The sequence below is a fragment of the Embleya sp. AB8 genome, from assembly GCF_049739465.1.
In the GTDB taxonomy this organism is placed as follows: Bacteria; Actinomycetota; Actinomycetes; order Streptomycetales; family Streptomycetaceae; genus Embleya.
On sequence record NZ_JBMHHY010000006.1, the window covers coordinates 82,019 to 107,488 of the forward strand.

Consider the following 25,470-nt stretch of genomic DNA (forward strand, 5'->3'; position numbering starts at 1 on the left):
TTCCGCACGACTTCCGTGACTCGGTCCAGTACTTGCGATAGTAGAACCCGTTTCAATTAATCGGGACCCCGAGATCGCCTCGAAGGCTCGGATGTGGCCCCCGACACGGTGCGGCGGGCGGGACTGCGGCAGCATGGGCGGGCCGGCCGGTCCGATCGAGGAGATCCCAGGATGAGCAACACCATCGACCCCGCCGTGCGGGCCGCCTTCGAGGCCGCCACCGGATTCATGCCCGCCGACGAGGGCGACGCGCTGTACGCCGCGGCACGCGCGGCGGCCGAGGTCGGCCCACTGGTCGAACTGGGCACCTACTGCGGCCGATCGACGATCCTGCTCGCCGCGGCGGCCCGCGCCGCGGGCACCGTGGTGGTCACCCTCGACCACCACCGGGGCTCCGAGGAGCAGCAGCCCGGGTGGGAGTACCACGACCCGACCCTGGTCGACCCCGAGGTCGGCGTGATGGACACGCTGCCGAGGTTCCGCCGCACGCTGTACCGAAGCGGCCTGGAGCCATACGTGGTGGCCCTGGTCGGCCACAGCCGGGTGATCGCCCCGCTGTGGAACACCCCGGTGGGCCTGGTCTTCATCGACGGCGGCCACACGGAGGAACACGCGCAGGGCGACTACGAGGGCTGGGCCCCACACGTCGCCCCCGGCGGCCTCCTCCTGATCCACGACGTGTTCCCGAACCCGGCGGACGGCGGCCAGGCCCCGTACCGGGTCTACCAGCGAGCGGTGGCCTCCGGCGCGTTCGAGGAGGAGACGGGCGCGGGAGCGGGCTCACTGCGAGTGCTGCGGCGGGTGGGGACGGGGATCTGAGGGCGGCGGGACGGGGCGGGGCGGGCTGGAGGGGGGATCCGGGGGCGGGCCGGCGATCTGAGGACGGGCGCGACGGGCGTTGAGGGAAGGCGGACCCGGGGCCTCCGGGGCGGGGGCGCGCGTGCGGCCGGGTGGCGGGGCTGCGGGCTGCGGGCTGCGGGCTGCGGGCTGCGGGCTGCGGGCTGCGGGCTGCGGGCTGCGGGGCAACCATCCGGGGGCACGGGCGGGTTCGCTGCGCAACCGGGTTCGGGGGGCGCGGGCGTTCCGGGTCCGTTCGGCTCCGTCGTGGGGCTGGGTTGGTGGGTGGTTGGCCCTGGGTCCGTTCGGCGGGGCCGGTCGTGACGGCTGTCACCGTCTCGTCGTTGCTCGTCCCCTCCGGGGCCGGGGTCTTTGCTTGGTGCTTCGCATCCGTTGTTGCCCGTCCACTACGTGGTCGTCACTGCCCTCGACGGCTTCGCTGGCTCGTGGTCGGGGACGGTCGGCCGCTTGGCGTCGTGCGGTTGGGCTGGTGTGTGGTTGGTCCCGCGTCCGTTCGGCGGGGCCGGGTCGTGACAGCGGCCACCGCCTCGTCGCTGCACGTCCCCTCCGGGGCCGGGGTCTTTGCTTGGTGCTCCGCATCCGTTGTTGCCCGTCCACTACGTGGCCGTTACCACCATGGTCGGCATCCCCCGACTCGCGGTCGGGAGCCGTTGTCCGTGGGGCGTCGGGGTGTTCGGCCGCTGCGCAGGCGTTCGGGCCTCGCTGGGGTTGGGTGGCGGGTGTTGCGGTGCGCAAGTGGAGCGCAGTCTCGGGGTCTTGGGTCGGGTGTGTGTCCGGTGCTTGGGTTTTCGGCATGGTGCGCGGCCTTTTCTGCCTTGTCGTGCCTCGGTTTCGGCTCGGGGAGCACGAAACCCGCACTCGCCGGCCTGCGCGGACCCGGGCGCCGGGTAAAGCCGCAGGTCAGGCTTCGTCTCGAGGCTTGGGAGTCTCGTCGGGATCCGGTTTCGGTCCCGAGGAGAGAGTGGGAGCCGGGGTGGGCTGCGAGACGCGGCATGGCCACCGACCGCCGGGGGCCGCCGCCGGGACAACGGCCCACGACCGCGAGTCGGGGGATGCCGACCAGGGCAGTGACGGCCACGTAGTGGACGGGCAACAACGGATGCGAAGCACCAAGCAAGACCCCGGCCCCGGAGGGGACGAGCAACGACGAGACGGCGGCCACCCCCACGACCCGGCCCCGCCGAACCGACCCAGGGCCACCACGGCACCAGCCCCACACCACGACGCCCAACCCGCCAACCGCCCCCGACCACGAACCAGGGAAGCCGACCAAGGCAGTAACGGCCACGTAGTGGACGGGCAACAACGGATGCGGAGCACCAAGCAAAGACCCCGGCCCCGGAGGGGACGAGCAACGACGAGACGGCGGCCACCCGCCACGACCCGGCCCCGCCGAACGGACCCAGGACCAACCACGACCGCAGCCCAGCACCCCGACGCCCAAGCGGCCGACCGCCCCCGACCACGAGCCAGCAAAGCCGACCCGGACAGCAACGGCCACGTAGCGGGTCAGGGGCCCGGCACGAACCCGCCGCGCCGTGCCGGACCGGGCTGGAATGGCCGGGGAGCGGGCGGAAGAACCGCAGGTCACGTGCCGGGGTGAGGTGGGACGGGGTGGGGTGGGCTGTGGCAGGCGCCTTACGAACCTGCTCGGGGCCGGTGCGGGCCAGGGGGTGCTCGGCGGTTGGTGACTGCCGGTGCCTGGGGTGATTGGGGTGATTGGGGTGTTGTGGCGGATTGTGGTGCGTGTCCGGGCTGCGGGTGGGCGGTGCGTTCGGGGTGGTTGTGGGGGCGTCAAGGGGGATTCGAGCCGGATTCGATGTTCGATAGCAATCGGATCCGGTCTCGCGCGGGTGTCGTTTGCTGGGAGAATGCCCTTCCGGGAAGGACGCGGGGGGATCTGCATGCCCGATCAACATCAGCACGACGACCGGCCCGGCGAACCCGGGGCGGGCGCCGAGCAGTTCGAGACCGTCTGGGATCGGGCCGCCAATGGCGGCGTGGGCGGCTGGGTCCGTCGCCGGGTCACCACCGCCACCGCCACCGCGCCGACGGAGCCGAACCCGAGCGCCCCGCCGCGTCCGTACCATCAGCCGACCGTGCACCTCCCGGTCGCGACCCCGCCGGCCCCGGGCCCACCGGGACTTGGCCAATCGGGACTTGGCCAACCGGGACCCGGGCAACTGGGCCCCACCCATCCCGCGCCGAACCATCCCGCACCCGGCCAACCGGGCCCCGGGCAACCGGGCCCCACCCATCCCGCGCCGAACCATCCCGCACAGGGCCAACCGGGCCCCGGGCAACCGGGATTGGGCCGGCCCGAGCCAGGACAACCCGAGCCAAGACAACCCGGACCAGGGCATCCGGGATACGGACAGCCACAATACGGACAGCCGCAATCCAGGCATCCGGGATACGAGCAGCCGCAATACGGCCAGCCAGGACCAGCCCCACTCGGACCCGGCCGGCCCAACCCCAACCCCAACCCCAACCCCAACCACCCCACCACCGCCCCCCTCCCCCCGGAAGACCAGGACACCCTCGACAGCCCCGCCGCCGCTCGTGGGCTTCCCGCCGGACCGCCGCCCCCCGGGTGGCCCGTTTCGGCACCGCCGCCGGTGCCTCGGCCCCCCGCGCAGCCCGTACAGCCCATGCAGCCCGCGCAGCCCATGCAGCCCGGCGGAGCAGGACCCGCCGCCGGGGACTGGTTTCAACATGAGCGTGGGCCCTCGCCGTTCCCTCCCGGTGGCACCTTCGCGGACGCCGCGCGCACCCCCGTGCAGGGTGTCCCCGGGGCCTACGGCAGTCATGGTGTGCCGCCGGCTCGGGATGTGCCGGCCGCGCCGGAGTGGTATCGCGGTGCCACCCCGCCGCCGCCCGGGCCGTTGTCGCCGACGCCGCCCGGGGCCGGCTTCGAGCGCACGTTGTTGTACATCGTGGTCGCCGTCGTGTTCGTGGCCGCGCTCGGCGCGCTGTTCGCGCTGCACCCGTGGACGGACGACAAGAACAACAAGAACGACAAGAGCGACAAGACGCCCGCCGCACACGCGTCGGCGAGCGGCGGGCAGTCCGCGTCCGGCACGCCGACCGCCGCCGGCGGCCAGTCCGCGCTGCCCCCGGCCACCCCGCCCCCGGCGCCGGCCACCCCGCCGAGCAGCCAACCGCCCACCACCCCCGCGGCGGACCCCCGGACCCAGGCCGCTGCGCTGGACGCGCTGCTCGCCCGCAGCGGTTCGTCCCGCCAGTCGGTGATCGACGCGGTGAACAACGTCGGCGCCTGCTCGGCCCTGCCCGCGTCGCGCGCCGCGCTGCTCGACGCCGCCGCGCAGCGCGACCAACTGGTCACCGGACTCGACGCGATGCACTTCGACGGCGTCCCCGAACTCCAGGCCGCCGCACCGACGTTGCGCACCGCGTGGACCGCGTCGGCACGCGCCGACCGGGCCTTCGCCGCCTGGGCGCAGTCGGCCGCCGACGGCGGTTGTCCGGGCACCCAGGCGCTCTACGACGACGGCGCCACGATCAGCGCCGAGGCGTCGACCGCGAAGAAATCGTTCGTCACCACCTGGAACGACATCGCGTCCCGGTACAGCCTCACGTCCAGGAGCGAACTTGACCTCTGACCGCCGCGACGACCGCGGCCGTCCCGACGACTTCGGCGATTCGTCCCCCGCGCCGGGTGCCGACCCGTTCGGCCGGCCGATCTCGCACGAGGCCCGTCTGGCAGCCGCCCGCGCCCGGTTGCGCTGGCGCCGTCGGATCACCCTGACCGTGGGCGCGCTCGTCCTCGCCGCCACCGGCATCACCACCGTCGCGGTGGCCTGGCCGAGCGGCCACGACACCACCCCCGCCGCCGCCACGCCGAGCCTGCCGGGCAACGGCAACTCCCCGACCGATTCGGCGAGTCCGCCCCATGCCCCGGCCGCGGCCGACGGCGCGCCCGCCCCGATCGCGACCACCCCGGCCGACGACCACCCACCGGCCGCCCCGCCGACGAACGACCCGTCGACCGCGGCCGGCCCCCCGCCGGCCCGCGCCGGTACCACCGGGCTGCCGCTGTCCGGCCGGATCGTGATGATCGACCCCGGTCACAATCCGGGTAACGGAGGCCACTCCCGCGAGATCAACAAGCAGGTGTACGCGGGCGGCCTGACCAAGGAGTGCGACACCACCGGCACCGAGACCGACAAGGGCTACACCGAGGCCGAGTTCACCCTCGACGTGGCACATCGGGTCAGGCGGCTCCTGGAGGCCCAGGGCGCCACCGTGCGCTACGCGTGGGAGACCGAGGCGTGGGGCCCGTGTGTGGACGAGCGGGCGGCGCGCGGCAACGCGGCCGGCGCCGACGCGATCGTGTCCATACACGCCGACGGCGGACCGGCCGGCGGGCGCGGCTTCCATGTGATCCTGCCCGCGTCGGTCAAGGACGGAAAAGTCGACACCACGGCCATCCTGGCCCCCTCGCGCGCGCTCGGCAGCATGCTCTCCGCCGCCTTCCGAGCGGCCACCGGAAACGGCCCGGCGACCTACCTCGGCACCGACGACGGCCTGGTCACCCGCTCCGATCTGGGTGGGCTGAACCTGTCCACCCGACCCAAGGTGTTCATCGAATGCGGCAACATGCGCAACGCCTCGGACGCCGCGCAGTTCACCGATCCCAACTGGCGCGAGCGCGCCGCGTCCGGCATCGCGACCGGGATCACGGCCTATCTCCTGAAGGGGACGTGAGCCACGAGTCGCGCGTCCCCTAGGGTCGTTCCGACCGTCCCCGCCGCCGAGCGGCGGTGCCGGTCCCCCCGGCCGCCTCCGCGCGCGCCACCGCGCCGGACCGTTCCCGGCCGGACCACCGATCACCGAGGGCCGCGAGACGCGAGCCGCCCGATCGGACCCGGCGCACGCGGGCCACGCACAGCACGTCGATCGTCGCTCCCGCGCCGTCGGCGGCACGTCCCCCTCCGTACCGCCCAAAGGAGAAACGTTGAACCGGAAAGGGATCACGAGGGGCGACGCGATCGTCATCCTCGCGATCGTCCTGATCTTCATCTTCTCGTTCTTCAAATACTACGAAGTCAGCGTGTCCTTCCCCGGCGGCAGCAGCGGCAGTAGCGGCAGCAGTGACGACGGGGACGTGTTCGGCGGCGGACGCGGCAGCGAGTCGCACACCTGGAACGCCTGGACGGTCAACTTCTACCCGCTGATGCCGGCCGTGGTGCTGGTGCCGCTCCTGGCCGTACTGCTCCTGGTGATCGGCCGGTTCGTCGGCCGGCCGGACAAGCCGATCCTGGGCCTGGCCCCGCGTCAGTGGGCGATCGCGTTCGGCGTCACCGGCGCGTTCAGCGGCTTCTTCGCCCCGTTCGGCGCGGGCGGGATGATCGGCGACATCGTCAAGGACCTGGGCACCGCGCGCTACTCGATCGACTCCGGTCCCACCGTGTTCGCGTGGCTGATGATGGTGGCCGGGCTGATCGCGGCACTGTTCCTGATCATCGGCGATCGCATCCCGAGCCTGGCCGCGCCGTTGTTCAGCCCGGTCCCGCAGCACCCGTGGGGCTACCCGCCGCCCGGCACCGGCGGCTACCCGGCGCCGATCGACCCGAACACCGGTTTCCCGATGGCGGTCGACCCGAACACCGGCTTCCCGATGGCGGTCGACCCCGGCACCGGCTTCCCGGTGCCGAACGCCACCGGCGGCTACCCGCCGCCCGCCTACCCCGCCCCGCCGCAGCCGACCGGTGTGGCCGCCGGCGCGCCGATGGTCGGCGTACCGGCTATCCAGATGCCGGACACCCCGGACGCCCCCGGCACCGCCGCACCGCAGGCGCCCGCCGCGGCCGGGCCGAATCCGCCGGAATTCGCGCAGTTCTGGTTCGCCGTCCCCGAGGCCCGCCCGCTGGCGCCCACCGAGGGGCTGTCCAAGGAGCCGGTGGCCACGCTGCAGACCGGCCAGTGGTACCTCGCGGTCGCCCCACACCCGGGCGGTGTCCTGGTCGAGGCGGACGGCGTTCGTGGGGTCCTGAGCGACGTCTCCGGAATCCAGCGCGGAGAATGACGGTACGTCAGCCACGGTGCCGGTGCGGCCGACCGCACCGGCACCGGGCCCCGACGCAGCAGGCGTATGTCCAAGCAGTACGAAAGCCCCGTCAGGGAGGAGCACGATGCCACGCAAAGGCGTCACCCGAGGTGATCTGATCGTCACGGTGGCGGCGATCGGAGTTCTGGTCTTCTCGTTTCTCCCCTGGTACACGGTGACCGCCAAGGGCAAGAGTCTCACCGAGGGAACCACCCACTATTCGGCGTGGATCGGCGACTTCACCCCGCTCGCGCCCGCCGTCGTCCTGCTGTCCTCGATCTCGCTGGTGCTGTTGCTGATCGGCCGGTACACGATCCGCCCGACCTCGCCGCAGCCGACCGAGATCCAGTTCGGCGGCCTGGCCTTCCGACAGTGGGGCGTGGCGCTTGGCGTCGCGGCCGCGTGGAGCGGAGTGTGGGCCGTGCTCGGCCCGGACGGCGGCTACGAGAAGTTGGCGAACACCGCCCAGCGGATCGCCCGGGCCAACGGCGACGCACAGGCGACGGTGGACGCCGGACACGGCTGGGGCGCCTGGGGGTTGGTCGGCTTCGCCGTACTCCAGGCGTTGTTGCTGCTGACGGTCGACCGGATCGGCGGGCTCAACGTCCCGCTGGTGCGCCCGCGCGAGCAGAACTGGGCCGGCTACCCCGGCGGCGGCTTCCCCGGGGCGCCCGGCGGATATCCGCCCGGCCCACCCGGCACCGGCGGCTTCCCGGTCCCGCCGCCCGTGGCACCCCCGGTCTATGGTCCGTCGGGCAACACTCCCCCGCCGCAGACCCCGTCGATGCAACCGCCGCCGATGCAGCCACCCGCCGTACAGCCGCCCGCGGTCCAGCCGCCGGTGCTGCTGTTCAAGACGGACGCGCCGGAGCCGGCCCCGCCGGCCGGCATCGGGGCGGACGCCGCGGAATCGGCGCCGGTCTCGACGTCGGCGTCGACCTCGGGGGCAACTTCGGAGTCGGGCGACCCCGGTACGTTCGAGCAGTATTGGCTGGCCGTTCCCGAGCCGAGGCCGCTGTACCCGCTCGACCGTCCCGGTGATTCGGTGGCCACGTTGCACCCGGGCATCTGGTATCTCGCGGTCGGCGCGCGCGACGGCGGAATCGTCATCGATATCGACGGCCTGCAAGGTGTGTTGGCGGATCTGACGGGTATTCAGCGTGGCGAATAGACATCTCTGAAAAAATGCCCACATACGGCGCGTCGTGTGGGGTCGGGGTACAGATCGTTCCCCCGTCTGGCACAGTGTCCCCGGACCAATGCACCGAGGACGCGCGGGGGCGATGTCGGTGGCACGACTTGGGTCGCCCCCGTACGCTGTCGGCGCCCATCCCCCTCGGGAGGAGTATCAGTGGACGTCAGAAAGCTTTCGCGTGGCGACGCGGTCATCGGGGTCGCCGCCGTGCTCATCTTCATCTTCTCGTTCCTCGACTACGTCGGTACCAAGAGCGGCTACGCGGCCCGAGGCATCGACTACAGCTGGAACGCCTGGTCGGGCACGCTGGCCCCGATCGTCTTCGCGGTCGTGCTGACCCCGATCCTGGCCGGCGCGCTGTTCGTGCTCGGCGGGCTGCTGCCGCAGTTGAAGGACAAGCAGATCCTGGGCCTGACCGCCCGCCAGTGGGCGGTACCGCTCGCGGCGGTCTCGCCGATCAACGCCCTGTGGTCGATCGGGCACGCCGACAACGGCGTGGAGATGAAGTTCGGCGGGATCATGATCATCCTGCTGGTGATCGTGCTCAGCGCCGCCGTGATCGCCACCGCGGTGGTCCCCGCCCTCCAGGCGCCCCTGCTCGGCGCGGGTGGTCCGGCGCCGGCCCCGCAGGGCCAGTACGGCGCTCCCCAGGGTCAGCAGCAGTACGGCGGCGCCCCCTACGGCGGCCCGCAGGGTCCCCAGGGTCCGCAGTCGTACGGCGGCGCCCCGCAGCAGGCCGGCTTCGGCGCCCCGGCGCCGCAGGGTCCGCAGGGCGGCTTCGGTGCCCCGCAGGGTCCCGGCGCCCAGCAGCCCACCCCGGGCAACCCGCCCGCCGGCGCCCGCGCGCCGTTCCAGCCCTTCTGGTTCTCGGTGCCGGACTCGCGCCCGATGCTGGACGAGCACACCAACCAGGAGAAGGGCGTCCTGAACACGGGCGTCTGGTACCTGGCGGTGGCCGAGCACCCCAACGGCCTGCTCGTCGAGGTCGACAACGTGCGCGGCGTGCTCCAGAACACGATGGGCATCCAGCGCTCGTGACACCGGTGCTCCCGAGGAACCGGTAGCAGTGGCACCAGGCAGGTAGTAGTAGAGGGCTTTCAGGCAGGGCGTCGTCCGGACCGGACGGCGCCCTTTCGCCTGTCCGGGAACGGGATGGGGAGTCGGCCTCCCGCAAAACTAAAACGTGTTCTACCCTGCGGTGGCGGCGCGCGGTGCGTCTCCGTGCGGTTCCGTGCGGTTCCGTGCGGTTCCGTGCGGTTCCGTGCGACTTCGTACGACTTCGTGGAGGTAACGCCATGCGGCTGGGTCTGACGTTCGGGTACTGGGGCCGCGGGCCGGCCGCCGGCTTCGTCGAACTCGCGCAGGAGGCCGAGCGCCTCGGCTTCGACGCGGTCTGGACCGCCGAGTCCTGGGGCTCGGACGCCTTCACGCCGCTGACCTGGATCGCGGCCAACACGTCGCGGATCCGCCTGGGCACCGCGGTCACCCAGATGACCGCGCGGACGCCCACCGCGACCGCGATGCACGCGCTGACCCTGGACCACCTCTCGGGCGGGCGGATGATCCTCGGCCTCGGTCTCTCCGGTCCGCAGGTGGTCGAGGGCTGGTACGGCCGACCGTTTCCGAAGAGCCCGCTGACTTTCACGCGCGAATACGTCGACGTGATCCGCCAGGTGCTGCGCCGCGAGGGCCCGGTGACGGCCCGGGGCCGCTACGCGCAACACCCGTACGCGGGCGAGGACGGCACCGGACTCGGCAAGCCGCTCAAGTCGATCACCCACCCCCTCCGCGCCGACCTGCCCGTCTTCCTCGGCGCGGAGGGCCCCAAGAACGTCCATCTGACCACGCAAATCGCGGACGGCTGGCTCCCGTTGCACTGGGCCCCGACCCGGCCCGAGGTCTACGCGGACGCCCTGCGCGACAAGCCGGCCGGCTTCCGGATCGCGCCGATGGTGCAGGTGGCGCTGGGCGACGACGTGGCGCAGGCGATGTTCCCGATCAAGGCGGCGATGGGCTTCTACGTGGGCGGAATGGGCGCGAAGAACAAGAACTTCCACGCGGACCTGATGCGCCGGTTCGGCTACGCCGAGGAGGCGGACCGGATCCAGGAGTTGTTCATGGCCGGCGAACGGAACGCGGCGATCGCGGCCGTACCGAGTGCCTTCGTCGACGAGATCGCCCTGGTCGGCCCGGCCGACCGCATCCGCGAACGATTCGCCGCCTGGGCCGCCGACCCGCACGTCACCGAGATGATCGTGACCACCCGCAACCCCGAGGCGCTCAAGCTGCTGGCGGACCTCGCGAACTGAGGCGGCGGGGCAGGCGGGTCGGCGGGTCGGCCTAAGGTGCGGCCGTCATGCACAGTTCCAGGGCGCGCGACGGGAGCGGGTAGTAGATCGGCGAACGGCCGGGGCAGGACGTCGCGTTCGTACCCGTGCCCGTGGCCGCGCGCACCTCGTCGATCCTCAGCCGGGCCGGGCGGTCCGGTGGGAGGGGGCCCTGGCACGGCACCAGCGAGGCCAGGAAGGCCCATTGGCGGTTGTCGCGGGTTTCCGCGGGTACACACTCGCCCGGGTGGAAGATCCGCTCCAGGCACAGCGCGGGCACCCCGGCCGCGACCGGCCAGCGGCCGCGCCCGTCCGTACTCATGCAGTCCGCCGGGCCGCTCGTGGCCGAGGTACGCGCCAACACCCGCTGCCGGGCCGCCGGATCCTCGCAGGGCAGCGTGCGCGGCGCGGCGGGTTGCCACCCGGGCGTACCGTCGCTCGCGAAGTCCACACAGCCGCCCACCGGCACGCTCGCCACGAAGGCCGCGACCGGATCGGCGCCGGCCGAGCCGGCTGGGCGTGCTCCCGCCGCACCCGCCTTGCCGCGATCCCCGTCCTCGCGTCCACGCTCGTAGGCGACGCCCGCGAGCGCCCCGCCCACGAGCGCGATCACCACCAGCGCGGCGACCAACAACCAACCGGCGCCGCCTCGTTCGTACGGCTCGGACGGGCCGGGCAGATGGTAGCCGTCGGCCAGATCGTCGCTGTCGTCGAGCCGCGGGACCATCGCCTCGACGATCCGGGCGAGTTGCATGGTCTCGGCGGCGGCCGATTCGGCGGACTCGGCAGGCTCGGCGGACTCGGGGGCCTTGGGGCCCTTGCCGGACTCCAGGGTCTCGCCGGACTCCGCAGTCTCGACGGGTTCGGCGGCCTCGGCGGTCTCGGCGGGCCTTGCCGGCTTCGCGGGCTTGTCCAGCCCGACCTTGTCCCCGACCCAACCACCGCCCGCAGAACCGCCCTTCGCCGTATCGGCCGGTCGATCGGCGAGCGACACCGTCGGCGGATCGCCGACCAACCGCCCCCGCCGGTGATACGAGTCGATCAACTCCAGCGCGGCCCCCGGCAACCACGAGGCGGCCCCGTAGGCCCCCTCCCGCGCCGCGAGTTCGGCGGCCGACCCGTCGAGCAACTCGCGTGCCGTGGGCCGGGCTTCCGGATCACGGACCAGACACGAGCGGATCAACTCGACGAGTTCGTCCGGTACGTCGGCCAGGTCCGGTTCACCGGTGGCCACGCTACGCCGGATCGCCGCCTCGTCCGCACCCGAATGCGGCGCACGTCCGGTCGCCGCGAAGCACATCAGCGCGCCGAGCGCGTAGACATCCGACGCCGACCCCGCGTCCTCGCCGCGTGCCTGCTCGGGCGCGAGGAAGCCGGGCGCGGCAAGCGGACCACCCGCGCCCTCGATCCCGAATCCGGTCACCCGCGGCCCGTCCGAGGCCACCACGACCTGCGCCGGCCGCAAATCGCCGTGCACGAGCGAGGACTGATGAATCGTCACCAGCCCCTCGGCGATCCCGACGCCGAGCCAGCGCACGGCGTCCGGCGGCAGCGGACCACAGGAGATCACCAGATCGGCGAGCGACGGCGCCGGCACGTACGCCGAGGCCACCCACGGATTCCGGGTCGCCCCGCCGCTGCCGAGCACCTCGATCACCCCGGGCCCACGCACCTTCTGCGCCCGCTTGATCCCACGCTGCTCACCGAACAACATCCGCACGGCCATCGGCCGCCCGGCACCGGTCCGCGCCAGATACACCCAGCCGGGACTACCGGCGCCCAGCAACCCGACAACCGTATAAGGACCAACCCGATCCCCCGGCCCCAACCCAGCCGTCATACCCACCCTCGTAACCCAACCAACCCGGCCCCCACCCGCAAACCCTATTGCCGCCGCGACCACGCCAACGACGCAGGTTCGAAGCTCATCCGGCGCTCGGGCACGGGCTTGTTCGTTCCACGGAATACAAGCCGCAAACCCGGAGCAACCCAACGCCCGCGACCCGTCCGGCGTTCGAGGACAAATTCGAGGACAAAAAAGCCACCGCCCCGCTCAACGCAGGCCGGTCAAAGCGGGCCGCTCACCGAACGCAACCCGATCCAGCCCGTCGGGCGCGCCCGAGGACCGCCACCTCAAACCCCGTCGACACACAGCTCCGAGCCACACCGCACCTGAGCCGGCGACAACCCCACCGGCAACCCGTCCCCCGCGAACCCCGCGTGCGCCCCACCGAAGACCGCCGTCGTGGCCGGCTCGCCGCCCAACGCGGCGGTGGCCAGGATCATCGCCCCCGCCGTCCACGCGGTCCGCTCCACCGGCCAGATCGCATCGTCCTCGAACACGTACCCGGTCCAGTACAGACCGTCCTCGTGCCGCAGCCGCTGGATCCACGAGACGATCTCCACGGCCCGATCGCTCTCGCCCAACGCCCAGAGCGCGATGGCCAGTTCGCAGCTTTCCGCGCCGGTCACCCAGGGCCGGTCGGAGACACACCGCACGCCCAGATCCGGCACCACGAAGGTGTCCCAGCCGTCCTTGATCCGCTCGTCCGCCGCCGGCCCGCGCAACGCGGTGCCCAAAATCGGGTAGTACCAGTCCATCGAATAGCGGCTCTTGTCCAGGAACCGCTCCGGATGCGAGAGCACCGCGTGCCCCAGCCGCCCGGCCGCCAACTCCCAGTCGGGTTGCGGCTCGCCCAGGTGCTCCGCGATCGCGAGCGCGCAGCGCAGCGCCTGGTACATGCTGGCCGACCCGGTGAGCAGCGCGTCCGGCACCGCGACCCCGCGCTCGTCGCGCTTCCACCGGATCTCACCGCCGGGCGCCTGCAGGTCCAGGATGAAGCCCATCGCCGCGCGCAGCCCCGGCCACATCCGGACCAGGAACTCCTCGTCCCCGGTGAGCAGATGGTGGTGCCACAGGCCGACCGCCAGGTAGGCCGTGAAGTTGGCCTCCTTGTTGCGATCGGTGACCGCGCCGTCCACGTACGCCGCGTACCACGAGCCGTCCGTCTCCTGCCGGCTCGCCAACCACCGATACGCCCGCCCGGCCTCCTCGTGCCGCCCGGCCACATCGAGCGCCATCGCCGCCTCGGTGTGGTCCCACGGGTCCAGATGCCCGCCGACGAACCACGGGATGGACCCGTCCGGCCGCTGCACGGCGGCGATCCCGTCGATCGTCGCGGCCACCTGGTCGACGGTCAACACGCCTTCCAGGGCCAGCAGTTCGAGCCCCGGCTCGGGGCCGCGGCGGCGGCCCGCGAGGCTCATGCGCCGGCTCCCTCGAGGTCGGCGTCCGCATCGGCGAGCGCGTCCGCGCCGACCGGGCGCGGCTTGGTCGCGTAGACCACCAGGCTCTTCCCGATCAGCGGATCCAGCGCCTTCTCCGCGAGCCGCGTGGCCAACGGCCGCTTCATGATGTCCCACACCAGCAGCTTGTGCCACGCCCGGACCGGCAGCGCCTTGTCGTTGTCCACGCCGACCGCGCACTTGATCCACCAGTACGGCGAGTGCAGCGCGTGGGTGTGGTGCGTCCCGTACGGCCGCAGCCCGGACTCCCGGATCCGGGCCTGGAATTCGTCGCCCTTGTAGATCCGGATGTGCCCACCCTCGACCTCGTGGTAGGCGTCCGACAGTGCCCAGCAGATCTTCTCCGGCCCGTAACGCGGCACCGTCATCGCGGCCAAGCCACCCGGTTTGAGCACCCGGAACAGCTCGCCGAGCACACCCTTGTCGTCCGGGATGTGTTCGAGCACCTCGGAGATGATCACTCGGTCGAAGCTGTCGTCCGGGAACGGCAGCGCCAGCGCGTCCCCCACGATCGCCTCGGCCCGCGCGCCGGCCGGGACCTCACCGGCGGCCAGCATCGACGCGAACATCGCGTCCACCTCGGCGATGTCCTTGGCGTTCTGATCGAGCGCGACCACGTCGGCGCCGCGCCGATACGCCTCGAAGGCGTGCCGGCCGCCGCCACAACCCATGTCCAGGACCCGATCCCCCGGGGCCAGGGGAAAGCGGGAGAAATCCACGGTGAGCAAGTCGGCGACTCCGTCTCGTAGGTGCGCGAACCGGTTGCGGGGGCGGCCGGCGGGATGGGCTGTGGTCAGCGGTTTCTGGATCCGACGCGAGGCGCGCCCGGCGACGGCGACGACGGCGCCCGGCGGCCGAACGGCGAGCGCCCGAGCAGTACGTCGCTGGCCCGCTCGGTCAACCCGAAGCGCCCCGCGGCGCCCGCACTCGGCGTGCCGGTGCCCGCCGCCAACGCCGCCCGATAGCGCTCCACAGTACGCGCCGCGGTGTTGCGCCAGGTGAACCGTTCGAGCACCCGCGCCCGACCCGCCTCGGCCAGCCGGGCGCGCAGTTCCGGGTCCCCGAGCAACCGGTCGAGCGCCGCACGCAGCGCCTCGGGATCGCCCGGCGGCACCGCCAGACACGTCACCCCGTCCGGCCCGGCCACCTCCGGGATCGCTCCGCCGGTCGTCGCCACCAACGCCGTACCGCACGCCATCGCCTCGGCGGCGGGCAGCGAGAAGCCCTCGTAGAGCGAGGGAACGCACGCGATCTCGGCGCTGCGGATCAGCTCCACCAACTCGTCGTCGCTCAGCCCGGACACGAACCGGATCGCCGAGGTCAGCCCGAGCCGGTCGATCGCGCGCAGTACCGGCCCGTCGCCCCTGGGCCGGCCGACCACCACCAGTTCGACGTGATCGTGGCCCGCGCGCAGCTTGGCCAGCGCCTCGACCAGGTGGATCAGGCCCTTGAGCGGTACGTCCGCACTCGCCGTGGTGACGATCCGACCCGGCACCTTCGGCACCGAGGGGTCCGGCGCGAAGCGGTCGGTGTCCGCACCCACCGGCACCACGGTGACCCGGCTCGGCGATACGCCCAGGTGGTCGACGATCTCCGCCTTGGACGAGCCGGAGACGGTGACCACCTCGGCCAGCCGGGCGGACACCCGCTTCTGCATGGTGGTGAACCCGTACCAGCGGTGCAGCGTGGCCTTGCGGCGCAGCGTGGTCGCCTCGCGGATCTCCAGCGCGCGGTCCACGGTGATCGGGTGGTGGATCGTGGTCACCAGCGGAAAACCGAGTCGGGGCAGCGCGAGTTGCCCGTAGCCCAGCGTCTGGTTGTCGTGTACGACGTCGAACTCGCCGCGCCGGGCGGCCAGGTGTCGCCACGCGCGCAGCGAGAAGGTCAGCGGTTCGGGGAAACCCGCGGTCAGCATGCCGCCGACCTCGAGTACGTCGATCCAGTCCCGATACTCGCGCAGCGCGGGCATCCGGAACGGATCCGGTTCGCGGTACAGGTCCAGGCTGGGCAGTGTGGTGAGCTTCACGCCCTCGTCCACGACCGCGTACGGCGGGCCGGAGATGACCTCGACCTCGTGTCCGAGCCGGGTGAGCTCCCTCGACAAATGCCGGACGTAAACTCCCTGTCCGCCGCAGTACGGGTCGCCGCGATACGCCAACAGGGCGATTCGCAGGGGTCGCTCCGGGGAGGTCCGCGCCGGGCCCACCTGGGTATCCACAGCGGTTGCGGTCTCCCGAATCACGAATGGCCCCCTATCGCTGCCCTCGTCGGAGCATAGTAGTCGCGTAATCTAGAACAAGTTTCAGTAACTGCTCGTCGGAGACCAGCCAAGATACCGCCGGGTACCCACTGCGACGGGCACTGCGTGACCCGTAACACACCAGCCGGCGGACCGCCGCGCATCGAGAGGCTGACATGACGACGTACACGAAGGCCGACCGGGCGCCGCTGACCGAGCGGCAGGAGGCCCGCCGCCGCCGGATCCTGCGCGCGACCACCCAGCTGGCCGCGCGGGGCGGTTACGAATCGGTGCAGATGCGCGAGGTCGCCGAGCTGTCCGAGGTCGCGCTCGGCACGCTGTACCGCTACTTCCCGTCCAAGGTGCATCTCCTTGTGGCGACGATGTACGACCAGCTCGATCAGCTGCACGCCCAGCTGCGCCGCCGCCCACCCCGAAGCGCCGGCGCGCGCGAACGTGTGGTCGACACCCTGCTTCGCGCCTTCAAGGGCATGCAGCGCGAACCACACCTGACCGAAGCGATGATGCGCGCCCTCCAATTCGCCGACCGCTCGGTGGGCGCCGAGGTCGACACGGTCAGCCGAGAAACGACGGCCATGATCCTCGAGGCCATCGGCGGCGAAGACCCCCCGACGGAGCCCACCGCGGAAGACCTGGCGGTAATCCGGGTGATCACCCACACCTGGCACTCGTCCCTGATCGCCTGGCTCAACGGCCGAGCCTCGATCGCCCAGGTCCGCACCGACATCGAAACAGTCTGCCGCCTGATCCCGGAAAACTGACCGGGCTGCTTCGGGGCGACCACGCGAAACTCTTCCCGGATTGCCGCACAAAAATTACTCTGCGCTGGCCGAAAATGTTCCCGACACGTTTCCCGGCCCGTCGTCCATTTCACGCCGCCGGATATCGAAGCGGAAGACGTCATTCCGATGACGGATCCCGAACGGGCAGTGCGTGACGCTCAAACGTGTTCTTCGTCCTGGGCACACTTTCCATTGCCCGACATACTGGCGACCGGCCAGCCAAGGACATTGTTGGTTGGCGAATATGGATCTTGGAGCCCGAGGGGAAAAATGAAAAAACCACGTGTACTTGCGACTCTGCTACTTGCCCTTTTTGCCATTCTTGCACCGATGTCGCCGGCGCAGGCATCCGTCTCCTCTGCTGGTATTCCCCTCTCCAGTGCGGAGAATGCCCCGAGTTCGGCAAGCACGCGCACCGCGTTGTCCGACTGTCCCATAACCTTCAATCAACCCGGACCGGCGCCTGCCATCTACATGTGCGGCACCAAGGTGATCCCGGTCCCATGGAGCGACGGGCGGTGGGAATGGTTCCTGGTCGGTTCCGACGGAAGGGTTTGGCATTCGTGGCAGTCCGCCCCGGGAGCGGGGTACTCCACATGGGAAACCCTCGGTGGAAGCCACGACGTCATCGGCGGTGTGTGGAACAACCAAGGGGTCATCAGCGTCCTTGGTAGCGACGGTCGCCACTGGTGTGACAGGTGGGTCCCGTCGACTCCGGGCTGGAGCGACTGGTACGCCTGCTAGCTCCCCCCTCGCGATGCTTTCCGCCGAGGGAGCCAGGGTTACTTAAATCATTACCGAGTCGACCCCTTGCCGGCTTTTTCGTGCGCCCACCCAGGCGAAATCCGGATATCGGTCGGGGGACGCGGCGATTTCATCGCCGTCGACACGATCGCCGGGACGGCCCCCGAGCGCGAGTGGGCAGCGCTCGGGGGCCGTCGATTCGGGGTGGCTACCGGCTATCGGCTATTTGCTGCCGGTTACGGGCGCAGCGGGCCCTCGCAGGAGTATGTGGAGGTGGCCGCGCGGCCGTTCGTCCAAGGCTGGGGCTGGGCGAAGTGGCAGTTCATGTCGGCCAGGTTGTTGAGGGCGGCACCGGCCCTGGTCAGGATGAAGTAGTCGACCGTGGCGGCCGTGTCGTTGTGCATGCGGCCCGGGTCGGTGGAGGTGATGTTCGCGGTGATCGCGCCCGTGCAGGTGAAGCGCGGGTGGTCGTCGCGGAACGCGGTGCACGCCGTGGGGTTGTTGGCGGTGGATTGGTAGAAGGCCTGCTGGATCTGGGCGGGGGTGGTCGCGGTCAGTTGGGCAGGCGGGGTGTACTTGGCCGTCGGGATGATCAGGTTGTCCACGCCCGCGATCTGCTGGTCCAGGTACTTGTCGAACTCGGCCTGGTAGGTCGGGCCGCTCACCCGGTTCAGGAAGGCGTCGAAGCCCGCTACGTCATTGCTGCGCAGGTGGGCGTACATCTCGGTGAGCAGCTCGGGGTGGTCGCGGCCGAGCATCGAGAAGAACGAACCGGCGTAGGCGTAGTAGCGGAAGAAGTAGCCGGCGTCGTCGTACTTGAAGTGCAGCGTCTCGTTGACCGAGGGCCGGGTTCCGTACTTCGCCACGTCCGAGACGATCTTGGTGACCAGGGACTTGCGCAGCTTGACGCCCTGGTCGCGGGTCGAGCCCGCCATGTACTCGGCCATGCCCTCGTCGAAGGCGGTGGTCCGGTTGTCCGTGTACCAGGGCGCATCGCCGAAGTAACCGGGCACCGCCCAGCGGCCGTTGAGGTAGTGCGTGTACTCGTGCCGGAACAACTCCTCGAGCTGGAGCTGGGAATCGCGTGGCACCACCCGCTGGTAGGTGTAGAAGGTCGCGCCGCGCTCGATGTACATCCCGCCGTTGGACACCGAAAGGTCGTACAGGAACGGCTGGTAGCTGTGGTAATCGGCCATGCTCGCGTAGAGCCGGATGGTCAGCTTGTGGTTCGAGTCGCCGGTCAGCGGCTGGTCGGTGCCGATCGTGCGGAAGAACTGCTCCTTGACCTGCTTGGACGCGTAGTACAGCTGCTCCACCGTGGCCCGGTCGAGCGAGGTGTGCACCTCGATGTCGCCCTGGTCGAAGGTGTACGTGTTCGGGAAGACCGCCGCTTCGACGTCGGCCTTACAGACCCCGGCGGCGTGGCAACTGCCGTAGGTTTCCAGCGAGTGTGCGATCTCGTTCCACGGCACCGACCAACGGCCGTACCAACCCTCGGTGTCGGTGAGCAGAGTGCTCAGTCCGGCCACGGTTTCGGCGGTCAGGCTCGGGATCCGGCCGAGTCTGGCGTACTCGAAAACGCCGTTGCGGAGCAGCCCGGACAGGCTCGGGGTGTTCAGGTTGCGGTAGCCGATGAACGCCTTGAGGCCGGCGCGGTAGGCCGGGTCGGCCTGGACGGCGGCGATGAAGCCGGCGTCCCCGTTGTAGATGCCGTGATAGGCGACGGTCTGCGCGTTGACCACCGCGGCCGGTCTGCCGGGGGTCTGCCACGCGTTGGTGGTGCCGTCCATGTCGCGGAACACCCGGGTCAGCAGCGGCAGTTGGTGCTCGCGGACACCCTCGGTGTCGATGCTGATCAGCAGTTCGCGCAGCAGCGCACCCGAGGTCGGGGTGACGTCGAACGCGTGCGGCGCGGCCCGGAAGGCGTCGGCGGCGGCACTGATCGCGGTCGTCACGGCGGGTACGCGCAGGCCGAGCGAGGGGTTGTTCCAGTCGAGGTAGAGCGCGGCGTGGGTGAAGTACCAAAGCTCGTACAGGTGTGCCGCGTCGGTGCCGTCGTAGGTCGGGGCCAGCGCGGTGATCCGGGCCAGCACCGCCTGGAGGTGAGCCGGCGTCAGCACCCGGGCCAGCTCCGGGGTGTACGTCCAGAGGTAGCCGCGCAGGCAGTCCGGTCCGACGTCGGCGCGGGTCAGGAAGTCGGCCAGGGCCTGCGGGGACAGCGTGGAGAACTCGGCGAGGGTGCAACCGGGCGGCAGCGCGGCGGTAGCGGCCCGCAGGTGTGCGGGTGGGCCGAGCGGGAGGTCCGCCGGGGACGGGCCGCGACCGATGGGCTTCGTGTAACTCCCGTCGAGCGGGCCCGGACCCCGGTCGGGGCCGGGCTCGGGCGGCGCGGCGATCCGGTCGACGTCGTCGGCCGCATCGTTGGTCGCGCTGTTGGCCGCGTTGTTGGCGAGCGGGGTATTCGCCTGCTGCGCCCGGGAGTTCGTAGTCGGGGCGGAGGCGGCCGAGGCCGTCGACGAGGCTGCGATCGGCAGGACACCGACGGCCAGTGCCAAGAGGGGGACGCTTGTGGCAAGCCACTTCTTGCGGCGTGCGTGAGTGCTCATGTACGGCCCTTCGGGCGCGGGGTGGGCCACGGTCGGCGGCCCACGTCATCGAGAACACGACGCCGAGTACCATTGCACATGTCACAGGTGACATCCAGATGAAATCCCCGCCAATCGCGGCCAACTCGTGGGGTGGATAGCGGAATTGCCCGCTACCCTCCCGAACTCGGCATGCGCCGTGGTTTGATCCGTCACGCAGAATCCCGTGATGCATTCCTGGGCGGTGGGTTGTGGCACGAGACGAATGCCCGGTGTGTGGACGGGAGTTGCCCGGATCGGGTGGTGGACCCGGGCGAACGGCGGTGTACTGCTCGGCCGCCTGTCGACAGAAGGCGTACCGCTCGCGCCGGCAGGCCGCGCAGGGCGGCCCCGGCGCGGTGCGCATGCTGATCGCCGAGATCGACCACCGGGTGCGCGGACTGGTCCCGGAGAAGCCCGAACTGTTCCATGCCGACGTGCTCGAACTCACCGCTTCCGTGGACCGGTTGGCCCGGCTCACCCGAACCGCCCTGGAGGCCGCGCAGGCCACCGAGCCGGACCCGTCGGACCTGCTCGACCGGCCGGACCGGTGGGACCCATCGGACCCGCCGCACTCGTCGGACCCATCGGACCCATCGGACCCGCCGGACCCATCGGACCCGCCGGAGCACAGCGTCACCCGAGACGAGATGACGCAATCACCCCCGGACCCCGAGCTCGACCCGATCCGCGCCGGTGACGAATGGGCCTTCGCCGCGTTGGTCGAGCCGTATCGCCGGGAACTCCACCTGCACTGCTACCGGATGCTCGGCTCCTACGACGAGGCCGAGGACCTGGTCCGGGAGACCCTCCGGCGCGCGTGGCACGGGCGAGCCGGCCTCGCCGGTCGGGCCGCCGCGCGGGGATGGCTGTATCGGTTCGCCACCCGCGCGTGCCTGGACTTCCTGCGCCGGGCCGAGCGCCGCCCGCAGACCCACGGGCCGTCCCCGATCCCGACCGCCACCGAGGTCGCCGCACCAGCGATGCCCGCGTGGTTGCAGCCCTATCCGGACCACCGACTCGCCGACTCGGTGGCGGCCGACACCATCGACCTGGCGTTCGTGGCCGCGCTCCAACACCTGCCGCCCCGGCAGCGGGCCGCGCTGATCCTGCGGGACGTACTCGGCCTGCCGGCGGCGGAGGCCGCAGCGGCCCTGGCGACCGGAGTCGCCTCGCTGGACGGTGCCCTCCGGTGGGCCCGCCCGGCACTGCGCGAACGACTGCCCGCGTGCCGCGCCGGGTGGCCCCGCGACCAGGACACCTCGGCAGTCGAACAGGGCCTCCTGGAGCGGTACATGGCCGCGACGGCGCACGCCGACCTCGCGACGCTCGCGGACCTGCTGAGCGAGGACGTACAACTGACCAGCCCGCCCACACCGACCCGGCTCGGCGGTCGGGAGGCGCTGCTCGCCCGTCTCGGCGCCGCCCTCGATCCCGCGTCGCCGACCTGGCCGGGCCACCGCCGGCAACTGCCGACCAGGGCGAACCGGCAGCCCGCGCTGGCCGCATACGTCCGGCACCCCGGCACCACGGTCCATCGTGCCCACGGCCTGGACGTACTGCGGATCGCCGACGGCCGGATCGTCGAGATCACCTCGTTCGAACCGCACCTGTTCCCGGCCTTCGGCCTACCGCCCACCCACCGACCTTTCCCGGCGAACCCGTGACCATCGGCGCCCGAACGACTACCGTCGGCCGCAGGCGCCCCGAGCCGTGCCAGTGGCCGTCCCGGGCGCGCTGCTGAAGGTTCTTCATGCCCAGTGCACGGCAAGGGAAGCGGAGGCTCGCGTGGTCTACAGTCAGCCCGGCCAACCGGACAGCATCGTCAATTTCGAACCCCGGTACGACAACTACATCGGCGGCAAGTGGGTACCGCCCGTGCAGGGCCGGTACTTCGAGGACATCACCCCCGTCACCGGGCAGCCGTTCTGCGAGGTGGCCCGCTCCACCGCCGAGGACGTCGAACTCGCCCTGGACGCCGCGCACGCCGCCGCCGACGCGTGGGGGCGGACCAGCGTCACCGAGCGGTCGCTGATCCTGCTGCGGATCGCCGACCGGATCGAACAGCACCTCGAACGCCTCGCGGTCACCGAGACGTGGGAGAACGGCAAGCCGGTCCGCGAGTCGCTGGCCGCCGATCTGCCGCTGGCCGTCGACCACTTCCGCTACTTCGCCGGGGTGATCCGGGCCCAGGAAGGGTCCATCTCGCAGCTCGACGAGGACACCGTCGCCTACCACTTCCACGAGCCGCTGGGCGTGGTCGCGCAGATCATCCCGTGGAACTTCCCGCTCCTGATGGCCACCTGGAAGCTGGCCCCGGCGCTCGCGGCGGGCAACTGTGTCGTACTCAAGCCCGCCGAGCAGACCCCGGTGAGCATCCTGGTGCTGATCGAACTGATCGCCGACCTGCTGCCGCCCGGCGTGGTCAATGTGGTCAACGGCTTCGGCTTCGAGGCGGGCAAGCCGCTGGCGAGCAGCAACCGGGTGGCCAAGGTGGCCTTCACCGGCGAGACCACCACCGGCCGACTGATCCTCCAGTACGCGTCGCAGAACATCATCCCGGTAACCGTCGAACTCGGCGGGAAGAGCCCGAACATCTTCTTCGCCGACGTGGCCGACGAGGACGACGACTTCTTCGACAAGGCGATCGAGGGATTCGTGATGTTCGCCCTCAACCAGGGCGAGGTCTGTACCTGTCCGTCCCGGGCGCTGATCCACGAGTCGATCTACGACCGGTTCATGGAGCGGGCGTTGGCGCGGACCCGGGCGATCGTGCAGGGCAACCCGCTGGACCCGGCGACCATGGTCGGCGCGCAGGCGTCCAACGACCAGCTGGAGAAGGTCCTGTCCTATCTGGACATCGGTCGGCAGGAGGGCGCCGAGGTCCTGATCGGCGGCGCACGCAAGGTGGTCGAGGGCTTCGAGGACGGCTACTACGTCGAGCCGACCATCTTCAAGGGCAACAACGACATGCGGATCTTCCAGGAGGAGATCTTCGGCCCGGTGGTGTCGGTGACCACCTTCCGCGACGACGCCGAGGCGCTGCGCATCGCCAACGACACGCTGTACGGGCTCGGCGCGGGCGTGTGGACCCGGGACGCCACCCGGGCCTACCGGTTCGGCCGGGAGATCAAGGCCGGCCGGGTGTGGACCAACTGCTACCACGCCTACCCGGCGCACGCGGCGTTCGGCGGGTACAAGGCCTCCGGCATGGGCCGGGAGAATCACCGGATGATGCTCGGCCACTACCAGAACACGAAGAACATGCTGGTGAGTTACTCGGCGAAGAAGCTCGGTTTCTTCTGATGACGGAGGTCGCCGGGCCGGGCGGGGCGACCGGGACGACCGGGGTGCCGAAGGTCGCGATCACCGTCGAGGCCGCCGACCTGGTGGCGGAACTGGCGGCCGAGCACGGGCCGTTGTTGTTCCACCAGTCGGGGGGTTGTTGTGACGGCTCCTCGCCGATGTGTTACCCGCGTGAGGAGTTCCGGGTCGGGGACGCGGACGTACTGCTCGGCTGGGTCGCCGGGCAGCCGTTCTACATGTCGGCGGCGCAGTACGAGTACTGGCGGCATACCCACCTGACCGTGGACGTGGTGCCCGGTCGTGGTGGCGGGTTCTCGGTCGAGGCGCCGACCGGTCGGCGATTCCTGATCCGCTCCCGGGTGTTCACCGACGGCGAGGCGGCGGCGCTGGCGGCGGACCCGGTCACGCGGGGCCGAAGGCACTGAACGATTTACACCGCCGAGCGATGCACGCCGCCGCCGAGCGGTCGACGGCAGTCGACGGGCGACGGCACCGAACGAGCGACGGCCGGGCCCGTTCACGCCTGTTTGCACACGGAAACAGGCGGCGGACGGCCCGGCCGGGTCGGGCCGGGCGGGGGTCAGTCCTGGCGGCGGCTGTAGCGCATGCCCAGGATCAGCGTCGCGGCCAGCAGTACCGCGATCACCGCGGCGATCGTGTCCCGCAGGGTGTGGTCCTCCGGGCCGTCGATCAGGTTGCTCGTGTTGGTCATGTCCGGGGTCGGCGTCGCCGCCGGGCCGGTGGCCGCGAGCAGGTTGGGCAGGTCCAGGCCGCCGAACGTGGTCACCGTGCGGTTGGTCGCCTTGGCCGCCAGGATCAGCGACGCGAGTCGGCTCGGGTCGTTGCCCGCCATGTTCTTCGCGCCCGCCGCGAGCCAGTCCGCCGCGGCACCGGCCTCGGCCGGGTGACCGGTCGCGGACAGCGCCTGGACGGCGGCCACCGTCGCGTCGAAGTCGGTCGGCCCACCGAGGTGGTTGCCGCCCGCCTGCAACTTGGCGATCAGCCACGCCGCGCCGGCCTGCGCGGCGGCCTGCCGGTTCGGCTCGGCGCCGGGGCAGTTCAGCGGGGTGACCGCGATCGAGGGGGCGGCCACGGTCGGTTGGGTGCCGTACCCGAGTGCGAGCACCGCCCGCCCGGTGAGCAGCGGGTCGACCGGCGTGCCGCGACCGGCGGTGAACGCGCCGCGGTCCGGCCCGGGTGCGGTACAGCGCAGCTGGCTCGCACCGAGCGCGTCGGTGGGCGTGCGGCCCTCCGGCGCGCGGAGCAGCTCCGGCGAGGTGCCGGCGGTGACGAGCGCGCTGGTCGCCGCGGCCGTCGCGGTCGGGTCGCCGACCGCGTTCGGACCGGGCGAGGCGGCGAACGAGCCGTCGGCGAGCTGCTTGGCCCGCAGCCAGTCCACGCCCCGCGCGACCCGGGTGTCGTAGGTACGCAGCGCGCGCAGCGCCTCGATCGCGGTCGCGGTGGCGACGGTGTCCTCGCGGTTGGCGTCGCACGCGGCGGCCGGGTCGGCCCGATACGCGGTGAAGCCGCCGTCCGCGCACTGCTGGCCGAGCAACCATTCGATCGCGCTCGGCGCGGGCTGGGTCTGCGCCGAGGCGAGCGCGAGGACGGCCAGCGACTGGCGGCGGACGCCGTCCGTGCTCGGATCGGTCTTCCCGTAGAGCGCGGGTGGCACCGGGGTGTTCTGCGCCTTGGCCGTCTTGGTGTACCCGACGCCGGCCGCATGCGTCGCCACGCGCGGCGACGGGTCGCCCAGGGCCGCCCCGAGCGCGCCGCCGGGCGGCGTCGGCGTGGCGGCCGCAGCCACACCCCCGGTCCAGACCGAGCACAACAGCGCCGTCGTGAGCACGGAGGCCGCCGCGGCGCGCCCGCGGCGTCGGGGGGTGGGCATGCAGTGCCTTTCGCTGAGCGCTGAGCGGATCGGACCGCGGAACCGACCCGTCGGGGGTCGGTACGGACCCGTCGAGAGTCCCGGCCAACCCTACCCGGGCGTCCCGC

General features: G+C 71.6%; 17 protein-coding genes. 11 read left to right on the forward strand and 6 right to left on the reverse strand.

Going from position 1 to position 25,470, the window contains the following annotated elements; genetic code table 11:
- The first annotated feature begins 171 nt into the window (after positions 1-171).
- From ABIA38_RS10450 to ABIA38_RS10480, 7 genes are all read left to right on the forward strand, one after another.
- The gene (locus ABIA38_RS10450) at positions 172-819 is read left to right on the forward strand and encodes a class I SAM-dependent methyltransferase (RefSeq protein WP_424638240.1); all 648 of its coding nucleotides are present in this window, start codon (positions 172-174) and stop codon (positions 817-819) included.
- A 2,690-nt stretch (positions 820-3,509) separates the two neighbouring features.
- Positions 3,510-4,481, forward strand: a complete 972-nt coding sequence (locus ABIA38_RS10455) for a hypothetical protein (RefSeq protein ID WP_424638241.1) — start codon at positions 3,510-3,512, stop codon at positions 4,479-4,481.
- Positions 4,471-5,586: an N-acetylmuramoyl-L-alanine amidase gene (locus tag ABIA38_RS10460; RefSeq protein WP_424638242.1), complete on the forward strand. Its 1,116-nt coding sequence runs from the start codon at positions 4,471-4,473 to the stop codon at positions 5,584-5,586. Before ABIA38_RS10455 ends, ABIA38_RS10460 begins: the two co-directional genes overlap by 11 nt.
- A gap of 250 nt (positions 5,587-5,836) precedes the next feature.
- Complete coding sequence (locus ABIA38_RS10465; RefSeq protein WP_424638243.1) at positions 5,837-6,907, forward strand: hypothetical protein; 1,071 nt, start codon at positions 5,837-5,839, stop codon at positions 6,905-6,907.
- Between the two features lie 106 nt (positions 6,908-7,013).
- Entirely contained in the window at positions 7,014-8,099 is a 1,086-nt protein-coding gene (locus ABIA38_RS10470) for a hypothetical protein (RefSeq protein WP_424638244.1), read from the forward strand.
- A 180-nt stretch (positions 8,100-8,279) separates the two neighbouring features.
- Entirely contained in the window at positions 8,280-9,161 is an 882-nt protein-coding gene (locus tag ABIA38_RS10475) for a hypothetical protein (RefSeq protein ID WP_424638245.1), read from the forward strand.
- A gap of 257 nt (positions 9,162-9,418) precedes the next feature.
- Positions 9,419-10,432, forward strand: a complete 1,014-nt coding sequence (locus ABIA38_RS10480) for an LLM class F420-dependent oxidoreductase (protein ID WP_424638246.1) — start codon at positions 9,419-9,421, stop codon at positions 10,430-10,432.
- Positions 10,433-10,463: 31 nt separating this feature from the next.
- On the opposite strand, the gene ABIA38_RS10485 is transcribed toward ABIA38_RS10480, so the two are convergent.
- The 4 genes from ABIA38_RS10485 to ABIA38_RS10500 form a co-directional block, all read right to left on the reverse strand.
- A complete protein-coding gene (locus ABIA38_RS10485; protein ID WP_424638247.1) occupies positions 10,464-12,290 on the reverse strand; it encodes a serine/threonine-protein kinase in 1,827 nt (608 codons plus the stop codon).
- A 293-nt stretch (positions 12,291-12,583) separates the two neighbouring features.
- Positions 12,584-13,717, reverse strand: a complete 1,134-nt coding sequence (locus ABIA38_RS10490; RefSeq protein ID WP_424638248.1) for a prenyltransferase — start codon at positions 13,715-13,717, stop codon at positions 12,584-12,586.
- Complete coding sequence (locus ABIA38_RS10495; RefSeq protein ID WP_424638249.1) at positions 13,714-14,484, reverse strand: class I SAM-dependent methyltransferase; 771 nt, start codon at positions 14,482-14,484, stop codon at positions 13,714-13,716. Before ABIA38_RS10495 ends, ABIA38_RS10490 begins: the two co-directional genes overlap by 4 nt.
- A gap of 65 nt (positions 14,485-14,549) precedes the next feature.
- A complete protein-coding gene (locus ABIA38_RS10500) occupies positions 14,550-15,974 on the reverse strand; it encodes a glycosyltransferase family 4 protein (protein WP_424638430.1) in 1,425 nt (474 codons plus the stop codon).
- Between the two features lie 197 nt (positions 15,975-16,171).
- Between ABIA38_RS10500 and ABIA38_RS10505 the strand changes: the two genes are divergently transcribed.
- Positions 16,172-16,777 carry a TetR family transcriptional regulator gene (locus tag ABIA38_RS10505; protein WP_424638250.1) on the forward strand — a complete coding sequence of 202 codons (606 nt, stop codon included), beginning with the start codon at positions 16,172-16,174 and terminating at the stop codon, positions 16,775-16,777.
- A 1,001-nt stretch (positions 16,778-17,778) separates the two neighbouring features.
- Here ABIA38_RS10505 and ABIA38_RS10510 read toward each other — a convergent pair.
- Positions 17,779-20,148: a collagenase gene (locus ABIA38_RS10510; RefSeq protein ID WP_424638251.1), complete on the reverse strand. Its 2,370-nt coding sequence runs from the start codon at positions 20,146-20,148 to the stop codon at positions 17,779-17,781.
- Positions 20,149-20,450: 302 nt separating this feature from the next.
- Here ABIA38_RS10510 and ABIA38_RS10515 point away from each other — a divergent pair, with 302 nt between their 5' ends.
- The 3 genes from ABIA38_RS10515 to ABIA38_RS10525 all read left to right on the forward strand — a co-directional run bounded on the left by ABIA38_RS10515 (position 20,451) and on the right by ABIA38_RS10525 (position 23,897).
- Positions 20,451-21,833, forward strand: a complete 1,383-nt coding sequence (locus ABIA38_RS10515) for an RNA polymerase subunit sigma-70 (protein ID WP_424638252.1) — start codon at positions 20,451-20,453, stop codon at positions 21,831-21,833.
- A gap of 121 nt (positions 21,834-21,954) precedes the next feature.
- Positions 21,955-23,472 (forward strand): aldehyde dehydrogenase, encoded by a 1,518-nt coding sequence (gene adh, locus ABIA38_RS10520; protein ID WP_424638253.1) that lies wholly within the window; start codon positions 21,955-21,957, stop codon positions 23,470-23,472.
- The gene (locus ABIA38_RS10525) at positions 23,472-23,897 is read left to right on the forward strand and encodes a DUF779 domain-containing protein (RefSeq protein ID WP_424638254.1); all 426 of its coding nucleotides are present in this window, start codon (positions 23,472-23,474) and stop codon (positions 23,895-23,897) included. Before adh ends, ABIA38_RS10525 begins: the two co-directional genes overlap by 1 nt.
- Positions 23,898-24,052: 155 nt before the next feature.
- Here ABIA38_RS10525 and ABIA38_RS10530 read toward each other — a convergent pair whose 3' ends face one another.
- Positions 24,053-25,363 carry a hypothetical protein gene (locus ABIA38_RS10530; RefSeq protein WP_424638255.1) on the reverse strand — a complete coding sequence of 437 codons (1,311 nt, stop codon included), beginning with the start codon at positions 25,361-25,363 and terminating at the stop codon, positions 24,053-24,055.
- Between the last annotated feature and the right edge of the window lie 107 nt (positions 25,364-25,470).

Excerpts from the sequence above, each read along its gene's own strand:
- ABIA38_RS10450 (WP_424638240.1), top strand. The coding sequence starts at position 172 with ATGAGCAACACCATCGACCCCGCCGTGCGGGCCGCCTTCGAGGCCGCC.
- ABIA38_RS10530 (WP_424638255.1), bottom strand. The coding sequence starts at position 25,363 with ATGCCCACCCCCCGACGCCGCGGGCGCGCCGCGGCGGCCTCCGTGCTC.
- ABIA38_RS10455 (WP_424638241.1), top strand. The coding sequence starts at position 3,510 with ATGCAGCCCGCGCAGCCCATGCAGCCCGGCGGAGCAGGACCCGCCGCC.
- ABIA38_RS10490 (WP_424638248.1), bottom strand. The coding sequence starts at position 13,717 with ATGAGCCTCGCGGGCCGCCGCCGCGGCCCCGAGCCGGGGCTCGAACTG.
- ABIA38_RS10525 (WP_424638254.1), top strand. The coding sequence starts at position 23,472 with ATGACGGAGGTCGCCGGGCCGGGCGGGGCGACCGGGACGACCGGGGTG.
- ABIA38_RS10505 (WP_424638250.1), top strand. The coding sequence starts at position 16,172 with ATGACGACGTACACGAAGGCCGACCGGGCGCCGCTGACCGAGCGGCAG.
- ABIA38_RS10485 (WP_424638247.1), bottom strand. The coding sequence starts at position 12,290 with ATGACGGCTGGGTTGGGGCCGGGGGATCGGGTTGGTCCTTATACGGTT.
- ABIA38_RS10480 (WP_424638246.1), top strand. The coding sequence starts at position 9,419 with ATGCGGCTGGGTCTGACGTTCGGGTACTGGGGCCGCGGGCCGGCCGCC.
- ABIA38_RS10470 (WP_424638244.1), top strand. The coding sequence starts at position 7,014 with ATGCCACGCAAAGGCGTCACCCGAGGTGATCTGATCGTCACGGTGGCG.
- ABIA38_RS10510 (WP_424638251.1), bottom strand. The coding sequence starts at position 20,148 with ATGAGCACTCACGCACGCCGCAAGAAGTGGCTTGCCACAAGCGTCCCC.